Source organism: Solitalea agri (assembly GCF_023914155.1).
Lineage (GTDB): Bacteria > Bacteroidota > Bacteroidia > Sphingobacteriales > Sphingobacteriaceae > Solitalea > Solitalea agri.
Genome location: NZ_JAMWYS010000035.1, coordinates 23,116 through 36,951, shown reverse-complemented (window position 1 = coordinate 36,951; position 13,836 = coordinate 23,116). Strand labels below are relative to the sequence as shown.

11 protein-coding genes are annotated in these 13,836 nt (G+C 38.1%); 4 read left to right on the top strand and 7 right to left on the bottom strand.

The genetic code is table 11. From position 1 onward, the window contains the following. Positions 1–17 precede the first annotated feature (17 nt). The 3 genes from NF867_RS10490 to NF867_RS10480 form a co-directional block, all read right to left on the bottom strand. Positions 18–2,951 (bottom strand): DEAD/DEAH box helicase, encoded by a 2,934-nt coding sequence (locus NF867_RS10490; RefSeq protein ID WP_252587819.1) that lies wholly within the window; start codon positions 2,949–2,951, stop codon positions 18–20. 134 nt (positions 2,952–3,085) lie between these two features. Next, entirely contained in the window at positions 3,086–3,781 is a 696-nt protein-coding gene (locus NF867_RS10485) for a hypothetical protein (RefSeq protein ID WP_252587817.1), read from the bottom strand. Between the two features lie 273 nt (positions 3,782–4,054). After that, the gene (locus NF867_RS10480; protein ID WP_252587816.1) at positions 4,055–5,509 is read right to left on the bottom strand and encodes a S41 family peptidase; all 1,455 of its coding nucleotides are present in this window, start codon (positions 5,507–5,509) and stop codon (positions 4,055–4,057) included. Positions 5,510–5,600: 91 nt separating this feature from the next. Here NF867_RS10480 and NF867_RS10475 point away from each other — a divergent pair, with 91 nt between their 5' ends. Together NF867_RS10475 and NF867_RS10470 are read left to right on the top strand one after the other, a co-directional pair. Continuing rightward, positions 5,601–6,806, top strand: a complete 1,206-nt coding sequence (locus NF867_RS10475; protein ID WP_252587815.1) for a helix-turn-helix domain-containing protein — start codon at positions 5,601–5,603, stop codon at positions 6,804–6,806. A 9-nt stretch (positions 6,807–6,815) separates the two neighbouring features. Beyond that, the gene (locus tag NF867_RS10470; protein WP_252587814.1) at positions 6,816–7,763 is read left to right on the top strand and encodes a helix-turn-helix transcriptional regulator; all 948 of its coding nucleotides are present in this window, start codon (positions 6,816–6,818) and stop codon (positions 7,761–7,763) included. Between the two features lie 202 nt (positions 7,764–7,965). Here the strand turns inward: NF867_RS10470 and NF867_RS10465 are convergent, their stop codons facing one another. Beyond that, positions 7,966–9,018, bottom strand: coding sequence for an aldose epimerase family protein (locus tag NF867_RS10465; RefSeq protein ID WP_252587812.1), 1,053 nt, complete (start codon positions 9,016–9,018; stop codon positions 7,966–7,968). Positions 9,019–9,083: 65 nt separating this feature from the next. Here NF867_RS10465 and NF867_RS10460 point away from each other — a divergent pair, with 65 nt between their 5' ends. Then, positions 9,084–10,232 (top strand): galactokinase, encoded by a 1,149-nt coding sequence (locus NF867_RS10460; protein ID WP_252587811.1) that lies wholly within the window; start codon positions 9,084–9,086, stop codon positions 10,230–10,232. Positions 10,233–10,293: 61 nt separating this feature from the next. Here NF867_RS10460 and NF867_RS10455 read toward each other — a convergent pair whose 3' ends face one another. Continuing rightward, positions 10,294–11,568, bottom strand: coding sequence for a nicotinamide mononucleotide adenylyltransferase (locus NF867_RS10455; protein ID WP_252587810.1), 1,275 nt, complete (start codon positions 11,566–11,568; stop codon positions 10,294–10,296). A 131-nt stretch (positions 11,569–11,699) separates the two neighbouring features. Between NF867_RS10455 and lepB the strand changes: the two genes are divergently transcribed. After that, positions 11,700–12,821: a signal peptidase I gene (lepB, locus tag NF867_RS10450; RefSeq protein ID WP_341870044.1), complete on the top strand. Its 1,122-nt coding sequence runs from the start codon at positions 11,700–11,702 to the stop codon at positions 12,819–12,821. A 9-nt stretch (positions 12,822–12,830) separates the two neighbouring features. Here the strand turns inward: lepB and NF867_RS10445 are convergent, their stop codons facing one another. After that, positions 12,831–13,394, bottom strand: a complete 564-nt coding sequence (locus NF867_RS10445) for a hypothetical protein (RefSeq protein ID WP_252587807.1) — start codon at positions 13,392–13,394, stop codon at positions 12,831–12,833. Between the two features lie 134 nt (positions 13,395–13,528). Further along, positions 13,529–13,819 carry a NifU family protein gene (locus tag NF867_RS10440; RefSeq protein ID WP_252587806.1) on the bottom strand — a complete coding sequence of 97 codons (291 nt, stop codon included), beginning with the start codon at positions 13,817–13,819 and terminating at the stop codon, positions 13,529–13,531. Between the last annotated feature and the right edge of the window lie 17 nt (positions 13,820–13,836).

Here is a 13,836-nt window from a genome sequence, read left to right as displayed (position 1 = left end):
CTAATCGGGTTTAAAAACTACAACAATAAATCCTTTACAATGGTTGCGTCCAATTGTTTTATAAATTGATCTTCAGCCACTATCAATGAATCTGAAAGCTGGGTTTTGCTTTGCTGCAAATCCAAAATCTTTTCCTCTACTGTATCGCGGGTGATGAACTTATAAACCATCACCTGATTTTTCTGACCGATACGGTGAGCGCGGTCAATTGCCTGCGCTTCTGCAGCAGGGTTCCACCAAGGATCAAGCAAGAATACATAACCCGCTTTTGTAAGGTTCAAACCGGTTCCTCCGGCTTTTAATGAGATAAGGAACACCTTTACAGAATCATCGTTTTGGAAACGGTCGACCTGGTATTGACGGTCGTTTGTTTGGCCATCGAGATAGGAAAACGCAATTTTTTCCTTTACCAAGAATTCTTTGACCAGTTGCAAATGCTGAACAAAAGAACTAAACACCAGCACTTTGTTACCTTCACTGGTTACATTCAACAGCATTTCTTTTACTTCTTCCAACTTACCCGAATCGCCTTCATAGCCGGCATCAGCCAAAAGCGGATGATTGGCCATTTGTCTCAATTTCATCAACCCCTTTAACAGCATAAATTTCGATTTGTCGAAGCCCACTTCATCAATGCTGTCAAACACCATTTTCCGGCAATCAGCTTTAATTTTTTCGTAGGCATTTTGCTGCTCTTCGCTCATCTCCACATAATGTATGTTGATCGTTTTCTCCGGAAGTTCAGTAGCCACCTGCGTTTTCAATCGGCGTAGAATAAACGGACTGATCATGCCTTGTAGCTTCCGCGCTTTTTGTTCATCACCACGTTTCTCAATTGCCTGAAGGAAATTTTGCTTGAAAAAAGTCTGCGAACCCAGCAAACCAGGGTTTATAAAGTTCATCTGGGACCATAAATCCATCGTTGAGTTCTCCACTGGCGTACCGCTTAATACCAGCTTATGTTTTGATTTTAAAGAACTTACAGCTTTTGTTACTGCCGATGAAGGATTTTTGATGGCTTGAGCCTCATCTAAAACAATGTAATTAAAGTAAAACGACTCGAACAGCTCAATGTCTCTTAAAAGTATCGGATAAGAGGTGATCACAAGGTCATAAGAAGCAAAACGCTTGTTGGTTTTGGAGCGTTCGTTACCAGCATGCAATAAAATCTTAAGCTCAGGGGCAAACTTATAAGCCTCCAAATGCCAGTTATAAATCAATGATTTTGGCAATACCAATAACGACACATGCTGGTCTGAATTTTCCTTTACGCTTTGCAACAAAGCCAAAGTTTGAACCGTTTTCCCCAAGCCCATATCATCAGCCAAACATCCTCCCAAACCATACTCATTTAAGAATCGCATCCAATTATAACCTGCCTTTTGATAAGGTCGCAGCTCGCCTTTAAACTGTTGCGGCATTGGGTAGTCATCAATTTGAGTAAGATCGAGCAATTTCTCCAAACGCTCATTTAAATCAGCCTGAAGCAATTCATTATGCTGCATCTCTTTTACTAATGCATAATGATGTTTCTGAAGAATAATCCGCTCCTGCTCATCTTCCTGCATAAAGTTCATTAAACCTGAATAATGCTCAATCCATTTTTCGGGGATAACAGCGATTTCACCATTTGGTAATGCGAACTCCGTTTTACCACTTACAATCAGGTTATATATTTTTCTAAATGCTATCTCGTATTCACCAAAACGAACCAGGGCTTTTACCTCAAACCAATCACGGCTCTCATTAATTGATAAATTGATAACCGATTCGCCCAGAAAATACTTTTTAGCACCAGCCTTCATGTTCTGAGGTTGTTGCAAACGAATGTTTCGTTCGAGCAATTCAGCATTATACTTATCGATCCAATCAAATGCTTTATCTTTTGAAAGTGCCAGCTTTTGAGCGCCTAATGTTAGTCCTCGCTTGGCAAACCAACTAATCAGTTCCTTTTCAAATGACTCATTACGCTTTACCTTATAAAATACCGGCAGGGTTTCATTGTAATCCAGTTTCACAGTATTTCCACCTAAACCAGCTCTAAACTGAAAACGCTCATAATTAAAGTAAAGTTCAAATACCATTTTAGAATCTAAGATAACAGCAGAACTTTGTTCAAATAAGTTTTGCTGAACCTGATTTGTTTCTTCGGTTAACTGCAGCAGAACTTCCGGAACCATTGAGGAATGGACCACATCAAACCCTTCAGCTGCTATATCGCCCGCACTGATCACCTTCATTACAAACTGTTCAAAATATTCTTGCTCCTTTTCCTTAGGAATTGAAATAGATGATTTACTTAAAAAGGGCTGAAGCTTTCTACCATCAACATTTTCATCGAAATAATAGAATGTATTTTGATGCAGCAAAACCGTTGGTTCAAGGCTGAACAGATACGTTTGCGCTAAACTTAAATCAAGCGTTTTTTGACAACTAGTAACATTTAAAGAATATGAAAGCCCTTCGTCATTGCGTTTAAACGAATAGTTAATTTCCGCTTTATTACCTGAAAAGCTTAGCTTGGGCCACATGGGGGGACCCTCTTTAGTAAACAAACAAACTGCTTTGTGCTTGGCCAACTCTAAAAACTTTAAGCGTAAACGGTCGAGATGCTGGCGAACGTGCGTTCTAACAGGATCGAGCAACTTATTGGTTTTGCCTACCTCATAGTATTTTGTAATGAACTGCTGCAGGTTTTTGGCGTCTTTATCCTTAAACTTTTTAAACACTTCCATAGGATTCATAGTCTCTGATAACAGAGCAAGTTCCTTATCCTGTTGATCCGCTTCCGAAAAAAACTGCGACAAATTTTTAGAGGCGATCCCACGATAACTATAGCCATAACCACCATCCGCATCGAGTTGAACCAAATATGGTTCCACTAAAAACCCAAATTGGGGATGGCGATTTAATGTAAAAACAAGTTGTTGTGGGTTGGTTTGATTAGTCATAAGTGACGGGTTTGTGTATTTAAGCGAATGACACAAAGCAGGTAAAACTACACAGAGTTTTTACCAAGCACAAAAACCAAAATACATTTGGCTTTTTACTTGAAGATTTTCAAAAGGTTAAATTTTACGAAACCCTATCGTGGTGTGCGATAGTAAATAGATGTAGGACCAAAGAAATATTTTACGCCCAACCAAATGGTACTGTACAAATCATTTTTCTTATTACCCGGAGACCCTTCATAGCCATCGAGCGAATCACTGAATGATAAATTAAATTGATAATGAAGATTGACTGCAAAAGGTGTTTTCTCGGTTTTTGTACGATACTTAACATTAAGTCCCACTTGAAGCGGAAACACAAATTCGGTGCCCTTAAAATTTACACCTTCGGTAAAGGTACCATCGCTGGTACTGTATTCAAAAGGCACTACTTCCTTAACATTATTTTTTATTAATGTTACCCCTGCACCAAAATAGAGGTCGTTCGTTTTGCGGTGCAGCGTATTGGCGCTAATATTTAATAAATCGCCTAAGCCCAAATTATATGTCGCCGAATAGGATGAATAACTGTTGGCGAACTGCCTCTTGTTTCCCTCTAATCCCCCTTTTAATTGCCCAGATTGTATATCTAACGAAAAGAAGCTAAATGGTGAAGTGTTATAATGAAATGCCCCGCCAAACATATAACTGATATTATTATTTGATGCATCAGTAAATGCCATTGTAATTCCGCCAAGCCCCTCAACGCTAAAGCGGTTGTATTCTATTTGTGAAAACACTTTTGTAACTGATACAACGAAAAGAATTAAAACGAATAGGCCCCTTTTCATGGTGATTATTGGATAGTTGTTTAACCTATAATTTAACAACAAAAAACTGTTTTATGAAATCGTGGCTACAGTTATCCGACTTAGCAATTAGTTATTTCCCGTTTCATTTATACACTAATTCTTCACCATATCTTCATTTAAGTAATGCAGGTTTGCTCAATCAATACAACATAGTTTAGTTTTCCGGCTATATTAGGTTATAGCCCCCTCTTAAGCCAGCGATACGGACCGCTGGCTTTTATTTGCTGATAATAATCTAAAAAGCCTACAAAGCTATCTGCTGTCAACAACTTTTAAACTTTTGCTTTCTATTTGCTTTAAGACCTTTTCGAGCACTACATCCTTGTTTTCAGTAATATCATTTACAGTTGGTAGAACTTTCAAGTCAGGCATTATTCCCCTGCCCCTCGGATTATCATCGGGCACAGCCATTTGATACTCGCCTATGGGTATGCCAATCGTGAATTTACTGGTAGGCAGGTTAAGAAACACAAATGTTCCGCTGCAATCATATTTATAACTTCCTCCGGTTTCGGTTCCTGCAAATTGTCCTCGCTTATCAGCTTTAGCCCTGCTAAGCATTTCGGTGGTTGCCGAAAAACTTAGTCCATCCTGCAAAAACCAAATATTGCCTTTAAAAGCATTCTTTTGTGGCTTGTGGGTACCGAAATTATTATGCTTAGTGAAATAGTATGTACCCTTATCATTTGGTTTTATAAACATTTTTAAAAGCGATAAGTACTTTGGCACCCACATATGCTGCTTATATGTAAACTTCGATGACTTTTTGAATACGATTTCAATGTGTTTATAGTATTCAAAGTCGGCTAGTGCAATGTAGCTATACAGGTCCTTACCTAAACGATCATAGCCACCCTCATTTCCGCGAACATCAATTAAAAGATGCTTAATTTTCAATTCTTTAAAATCAGTGAATGCTGATTCAAAGAACTTTCTCATCTCTTTTTTATCAGTAGTAAACCCTGGGATACGCAAAATGGCTATTGAATCATGAATAATTGTGTAAGCCTGTTGAGCAGATAAAAAACCAACCTTTTTATCCAGTTCTTTCCATTTATCATAGTTAATTCCTATAAGGTTTACCGAGTGAACAGCACCGCTTTCCGCATCAGTCAGCTCAACAGTAAAACTATTGGGGTTATCGATATAATCGGCATACCAGGCGCTAAAATATTGTTCCAGCTGACTATAGGCTCCCGCTTCACTTCTTCCGTCAACAATCATATTTTTTAAAAGCTGTGGAATAAAATGTTCGGCTTTTTGTCCATTAATACACGAGAGGATCATCCCCCGGTACCGGGCATTCTCCATATTGGCAACAATTAGCTGCCCCTTGTCATCAAATCTTACAATTAAGGGAAGAACATTTGTATCATTAAAATAGAATGGATAATTCTTATGCTGAGGAAGAAACTTAAAATGGCCATCCTGAAGATTAACCAACCATTCGTTCACCAAACGGTAATATTGAATATTGCTGATTTGATCTTTTAATGCTAGCAGAGAGTCGACCTTGTGATAGTTACTAACGAATTCCTTTTGCTGGCCAAACACATTCATCCCCGGATGTGTTTCCTTTAGGGTAGTCATTATCATTTTCAATTCTTCGCGCAAAGTCGAGGTGCCTAAACTGGTGTCGGCAGTTTGTGCATTGCTGATACTAACCCAACCCAATTGTATCAGAAAGATTAATCGTATCCACTTCATGTTCGTAAATTTTCATCAAAATTGGTTGTTTAAGCCGGTGTTGTCGTCTTTACCGACAAGTTAATACCTTTTTTCTTGTATTTTAGGATCTATGAACGTACTAGCCGCAGGTGTTTTAATTGCCGGTATCATCCAGGGCTTAATTCTTATTATTCTGCTACTAAAAAAAGAAACCAATCATTTACCCAACCGCTTGCTGGCGTTTTTCATCCTGCTAGTAGTGGTCCATCTTTCTTTAATTGTTATTGAACTCGATAATAACTTTTTAAAAGCCCCCCATTTAAGCAAATTAACCTGGTTACTGCCTGTTTTATATGGGCCCATGATCATTGTTATTACGCAAAGTATTGTGAGTATAAACTTCAGGTTTAGCAAAAAACACTTGTTGCTGTTACTACCATTTTTGATTTACTTATGTGTACTGCTGCCCTATTACTTAAAATCAGCAGCAGAAAAGATGGCTTACCTGTCGAATGTATCAGGCGTTCTGCAAGATGATTTTGGGTTCATCAACCAGTTTACCAATTTAATGCATGTAAGCTTTCTACTAATTGCATTGGTTATATTTTACAGGAACAAGCGAGCGCTTATTGGTTTTTATTCTGATCCGGGAAGGGTGAATTTACAATGGCTGAAGCAGTTCCTTGTGGCGATGCTAAGCATCATTTTCATATCTATTTCAACTTTTTACCTGAAAAAATATGAGGTTAAGCATGTTCCAGAGATCTATCCCTATCATTTTTTATTGGCAGTAGCTTTAATATACTGGATCGGGTTTAGATTATTGCAAGACCCAACCTTATTAACTACCGAAGAACTCAGGGAACTCGAAACAGTGAGTACAACACCTGAAATACCGTTCGCTCAGGCTTCAGAAACTACAGTAAAATACCAAAAAAGCGGGTTTGAAGAATCAGACCAGAAGCTGCTTGCTGAAACGTTAATCCATTATATGAAAGAGCAACAGCCTTATCTGAATTCGAACTTGACAATTAATGATTTATGTGAAACGCTGTTTGTAAAACGCCACCAACTTTCACAAACGATTAATGCCGAGTTTGGAAAGAATTTTTTTGAGTTAATAAATGAATATCGAATTGATGAATTCAAAAAACAAATTGAATTGAAAGCCAACAATCAGTTCTCTATATTGGGAATTGCCCTGAATTGTGGCTTTAATTCAAAAGCCACTTTTAATATGGCATTTAAAAAGTCGCAAGGAATAACGCCTTCGGAATACATCAAAAAAACAGAATCGGAAATCATTTATCAACCTGAAAGCAAAGCTTCTTTATAAATTAGCTTTATGAACCGAATCGACCGTATTTCTGCCATACTCATTCAACTTCAGTCACGAAAAATTGTAAAGGCCCAAGAAATTGCCGACCGGTTTGGTATTAGTTTGCGGACCGTTTATCGCGATATAAAAACATTGGAAGAAGCCGGCGTTCCAATAATTGGTGAAGCTGGTGTGGGTTATAGCATTGTTGATGGTTACCGTTTACCTCCGGTAATGTTCACCAAGGAAGAAGCCACTGCTTTCTTAACAGCAGAAAAGCTGATTGAAAAATTTACAGATAGTTCTACCGACACTATTTATAAATCGGCCATGTTCAAGATTCGTTCAGTATTAAAATCTACTGAAAAAGATCTACTCGAAAACATGGAAGAGCATATTGAAGTACTTCGCAAACACTCTCCTTTTCATGCCTCTTCTCTTGGCAATACTTTGCAAACCCTTTTGAAAAGCATTGCGGATAAGAAAGTAATTCAATTGGAATATCGTGCATTTGCCACCACTGAAAAAACCAGCCGGAAGATCGAACCTGTGGGTATATTTTATTCAAGTGGCTACTGGCATACCATTGCCTATTGTCGTTTACGAAATGATTACCGCGATTTTAGAGCCGACAGAATGCTGAAAATAACAATCACCGATGAGTTGTTTAATGCCTCCCATCCTACATTAAAAGCTTATTTTGAACAGTTTACCCGTGAAGAGAATCTGGAAAAAGTAATCATTACTGTTGATAAACAAACCGCCAGGTACTTAACCGATGTAAAATATTACTATGGTTTTTTAAATGAGGTTGAACATGACGATTCGATAGAAATGAGTTTTCTGACTTCGCAATTGGAGATATTTACCCGTTGGTTTTCCACCTTTGCCGATCGGGCTACGGTCGTATCGCCGCAATCGCTCAATCAACATTTGAAAGATCATATTAATCGGGTATTAAAAAAATTAAGCTAATGAACATCGACTCTCTCATCAACTACCGATTACATAATCAGCTTTTAACAAGTAAGCCTTTTAATACAAATAGCGCTCTTGCAAAAAAGAGTTAAGATGTGAGGCAGAAATGATTGAACTAGTTAGGGAAAATAAGACATCCCTAATATCAATAAGTTGTATTTAAACAATAACTACCAAATATGCCAAAACTCCAACCCACTTATTCCACGATTCTCAATTTATAAATTGTTTTACTGTATTGTTTTTCCCCCGGCTTTAAAACAGTGTTTGGAAACGAAGGAATATTTAGTGCATTTGGGTGAACCTGGGTTTCGAGGCAAAATGCCGAAAAAGGACCATACATTTGACCTTGTTTACCTCTCGTTTGCGGAACAAATGCGGCTGTATAAAGATGAACGATAGGTTCAGTGGTCAAAATTTCAAGTTCAATTCCTGTTTTATTTGATTGCGCTTTAGCTGCCAAGCCCAATTCACCGGCTTCTTTATCAATTACAAAAGTCTGATCATAGCCAAGTTGCTCATCCCAGTTATGATTTATTGTTTTCGCAACTCTAAAATCATGTGCGGTACCTTCAACATTCACTAAATTTCCGTTCGTAACCATACTATCGTCCTGCTCCAGATAGGCAGATGAATTTAGGCTAAGTAAATAATCCCCTATTGTTCCAGAGCCTCCGTTCAGGTTAAAATATTCGTGATGTGTAAGATTTACCACCGTAGTTTTGTCGGTGGTTGATTCAAATTCAATTATCACCTCATTTTCATTGGTCAATGAAAATGTTTGTAAAACAGTAAGATTCCCAGGGAAATTCTCCTCTCCATCAGGACTAACATAACGCAAAGTTACCGACGGAATCGGTTGTTCAGTAACGCTAAGTACCTCCCATACTTTTTTATCAAAACCTTCAACCCCTCCATGAAGGCAGTCATTGCCTAAGGTTTGCGCCAATTGATAATCCACTCCTTCGAGCGTAAATCTTCCGTTTTTAATTCGATTGGCATAACGACCGATTACCGCCCCAAAATACGGGTAGTCATTTTCTAAATATTCTTTAGCAAAATAATCACTGACCTTTTCAAAGCCCAACACAATGTCGATAGGTTGCTGATCGTTATCAAAAAAAATCAGAGACATTATAATGCCTCCGTAGTTGGTTATTTTTAATGTCGTTTCGTGGTCATTCTTAAGTGTTATGCATTCCAGCTGTTGCCCTTTCACGGTAACTCCACAGTCCTCACGTATAATTTGCATGATACCTTATTTTGAAAAATTTTTCTACTTTAGATTCGCAACCTAAACTAACTAATTAATCAGAAATGAAAAATAATCTCACACTTGAATTCGAAAAAGTTTACGGAAACACACCTGAATACCATTTTTTCTGTCCCGGACGAGTAAATCTTATTGGAGAGCATATTGATTATAATGGAGGAAAAGTGTTGCCCTGCGCCATTTCATTAGGAACACATTTATTGGTTTCTAAGAATAATGAAGGGTTGTTCAGATTTCGTAGTTTAAATTTTGAAGAAAAAGCTGATATTATTTTAGCAAATACTTACACAAAAACAGGAAAAGACTGGTTTAATTACCCATTAGGGGTGATCAACTACCTTTCGGAGAAGCATAAATTGCAAGGCTTAGACTTTTTATTCTATGGTAACCTGCCAACAGGCTCCGGACTATCTTCTTCCGCATCAATTGAAGTATTAACGGCTTACGCAATCGACCAGATTTTTAGTCTTGGAATTGATAAACTTGATATAGTTAAGGTTGCCAAGCGTGCCGAAAATGAGTTCATTGGTGTAAACTGTGGCATTATGGATCAGTTTGCTGTGGCATTTGGTGAAAAAGACAAAGCCCTGGAGCTAGATTGTGATACAGTTGAATATACCGCAGTACCTTTTAAACTCGGTGATTATGTTTTGGCCATTGTTAATACTAATAAACCAAGAAAACTAGCCGACTCAAAATATAATGAGCGTTTTACGGAATGCCGTACAGCTTTAGCCGAATTGCAAAAGGAACTTAAGATTCAACACCTGTGCGATATTAACTCGGTCGAACTAGAAGCGCACCTCGATCTGATCAAGAACTTTACCATTGCCAAAAGGGCTAAGCATGTGGTAAGCGAAAATGAACGTGTTCAGCAATCAATTAAGGCACTTGCGGCCGATGATCTGTCGACTTTTGGGCAACTGATGTTTGCATCACACGATTCTCTGAAAAACCTTTATGAAGTTACTGGTGTTGAACTGGATACAGTTGTGGACTACTGCAAGAAAAACCCTAATGTTTTAGGAGCACGGATGACAGGAGCGGGTTTCGGAGGTTGCGCTATTGCAATAGTAAAAGCTTCCAAATATGATGAGTTTGCCGAAGGGTTAGACAAGTATTACTTTGAAAAGATCGGTTATCGTGCCAACATTTTCAAGAGTGGTGCAGAAAGCGGCGTGAGGAATATCTAATACAAAAGCACAGCTAATAAGAAGCCTGAAAGTAAATTTTCAGGCTTCTTTCGTTTATAATTTAAACAACCACATCAATAATATACCTGTTGGCTATAAGAAAATCGAACAACGGTTTGGCTTCGGGTGAAGTCGGCATATTTACCGTTGTGATCATTTTCTGCTCTTTTTCTAAATAATGCGGAAACGCATAAACCTGAATATTCTTTCGGAATAAATTACCGATATAACTCAACAGCTGACCACTATAACCTTCCCCAAAATTGGATGCATCAAAGATGTTTACCAGGTTCGCGATATTTAACAGCATGGTAACCTTACGGGCTTTGCAACGTGCTATATATTGGGCTAGCAAATTATGACGGCTAAAATTGGAAATGATTACCGTTCTTTTACGAGCTATTAATTCTTCAGCACGTTTTACAAATTCATCGAGATTAACAGTTCCTTCCACATCATTAATGGTATCATTTAATGTGATTTCCGTTAGTACCACTAGGTTCTCGTCCTTAATATTTTCGTTTTTCTTGATGTATTCGATTGCCGAGGTAAGCTTTTCTTTATCAATAGGGGCTTTCTGATTGTAGCGTCTTCTGTAAAGAATCACATCTTTTTTATAAAGCAGATCCTTAGCCTGATAAACTTCTCCATCTTGACTAAAAATAGCTGCTGCCGAATACCCTTTTGCGATCAGGAACATATTCAGCAAAATGTTATTGAAATGCTTAAAGTCGGGGCCCTTAACACTTATCATGTCTATTTCAACTGAACCAACAGATAAGTTATCTGCCAATGATTCAATCATTGCCTTGGGATCGTTACTGTAATAATAGGCAGCATACACCAGATTAACTCCAATCATACCCAAAACACGTTGCTGTAAGCTGGCGTCGCTGTCAAGCAGCCTTATATGGAACAATATTTCATTAGCTTCTCCTTTGGGCGCTAATTGAAAACGAAGCCCTATCCAGCCATGAGCCTCGTTGGTTTTTGCATAATTAAGAGTGGTAACAGTATTGGCAAATGCAAAGAAAGTACGCTTACGGTATTTTTCGGTTGTTAAACGTTCCTGCAATAGATCATATTCATGATCAAGCATTTTTTCTAATCGCGATTGTGAAACATATCTCCCAGAATCTTCTGCACCATAAATAGCGTCACTAAAAGCCATATCATAGGCCGACATACTTTTAGCCACGGTTCCTGATGCGGCACCGGCAGTAAAAAAGTTGCGGGCCACCTCCTGGCCAGCACCAATTTCAGCAAATGTGCCATAAATGGCCTCATTCAAATTTATTTTAAGAGCTTTACGCTTAGTATCTAAGATTTCTCTCATGGTATTCAAAGGTAATCATCTGAAGCTAAAATACGATGTTGGCCTGCTCACATCAATTTGTATGTACAATAAACTCAATGAAATAAAGTTATTTATGAAAACACAAGGTCTATGAAACTTTTTGCAAGGTTATTTACCAAGCGCAACAAAGCAGTGAAACCAAAAAATCAATTCTGAAAGAATGGCTAGGCGCCTTTGTATTTGCATTGGTCATGGCAGGAATTGTCCACACCTTTTTCATGCAACTTTTTGCAGTTCCTACGGGTTCCATGGAGAAAAATATCATGATTGGAGATCATTTGTATGTGAGTAAACTAAATTTTGGCCCGCGGCTCCCAATGACTCCCATTGCAATGCCTTTGGTGCATAACACTCTTCCATTTACCAACAATAATGCCTACAGCGAATTGATTAAGCTTGGGTATTACCGTTTACCCGGCACCGAAACTTTAGATCGTGGCGAAATTGTAGTATTTAACTGGCCTGTAGATAAAGATTCGAAAGGTAATATTCGTCCTGTGGACATGAAGGAACATTACGTAAAACGATGTGTAGCAATACCGAATGATGTTTTGGAGGTAAAACAGGGAACACTTTATATCAATGGCAAGCAAGCTCCCTTCCATGAGCACGATCAGTCGAGCTATTTAGTTACTACTGATGGATCTATGTTTAACAATGATTTCTTAAAGGAACTGGGGGTTCGAGAGTTTAGTTCCGACCCTAATGCTAATAATGATATGCTGATAGTGGCCGAAAATCAGTATTACATGTTTCTATCAAAAGCACAGGTCAAACAGCTTAAACAAAATCCGATAGTAAAATCAATTACAGAACAACTTCAACCGGAAAACAAAAGAGAAGATGATATTTTTCAACCTTTAAACACCAAGTGGAATATTGACAATTATGGCCCTTTAACTATCCCTTCGATAGGAACAACTGTAAAACTTACCTTAGCAAACCTACCGGTTTATAAAAACATTATTTCAGATTATGAAGAAAATCAGTTGAAAGTCGAAAATGGAAATATCTATATAAATGGTAAAAAGGCAGATTCTTACACATTTAGGATGAACTACTATTTTATGATGGGAGATAACCGTCATAATTCACTCGACTCAAGAAGCTGGGGATTTGTACCCGAAAATCATATAGTTGGCAAACCGCTTTTTATTTATTGGTCGAGTAATGACCGGGGAAGTCTTCTTGATGGGGTACGGTGGGATCGTATTTTTAAGAACGTGGAATAATTCGCAATGCTATGGAAGGCCCTGCTGATAGGTTTTACTTGCCGATTCTACATCAGTGGTTTTCAGCTTTTGCAATTCATCGTCGGAGATGGTTTTTAATAAATCATACTGCTTACCATTCCAACGATACAGTGGAAACTTAAAACCAGGACCACCAATTACAATATCGGGATACCCCTGATTATAGGAAGGAAGCAGGACTGGTATTCCACCAGACATATTAGGATCGGCTTTATAACCCGCCAATGATGATTTTAAAAACAAGTTGAAGCTTTGTCCGGTATTGCCAAAAAGTGAAGTACTACTAAAAATAACAAATACATCTTCTTTATTATCTTTATTTAAATCAGTTGGATAAACCGACACATCAACCGGATAGGTGTCAATCAGAAATCCTTTACCATCATTACTTAAAGTCAGCTTACAAAGCTCATACACCTGATTTTTTTCTGCCACAGTAAGCACTGATTTAATCTTACCGAATAAAACAGCAGCCCCTTTGCTTAACTCTGTTTGCGCAAAACTAAGGTTAGCAATTAAGGAAAAGAGCGCGAGTAGGTATTGTTTTTTCATGGTGAAAGCGTTGATTCAATTCAAATCTACTGAATATCATCAATTTAACCATTTAAACTGGGGAGAAAAATCAACAATAAACACAAAAGCCTCTTACACAACTGCAAGAGGCTTTTAAGTATGATAAAGTCTAATTAACTCTGTAAGCGCTCAGGCATTACCGCGTTAGGGTCATCAATGTCGGTTAAGTTTACAGCCTCAACAGCAGCAATCTCTGGAACTTCACGTTTTACTGCTTGCTCAATTCCTGCTTTTAAAGTCATAATGCTCATAGGGCAAGAACCACAAGAGCCAAGTAGCTTTAACCTAAGTACACTCTCGTCGGTAACCTCTAACACTTCAACATTGCCCCCATCAGCCTCCAAATAAGGACGAATCTGGTTTAATGCGCTTTCAACTTTTGACAGTAATTCTGCGTTACTCATGCTAAAATCTATTTTTC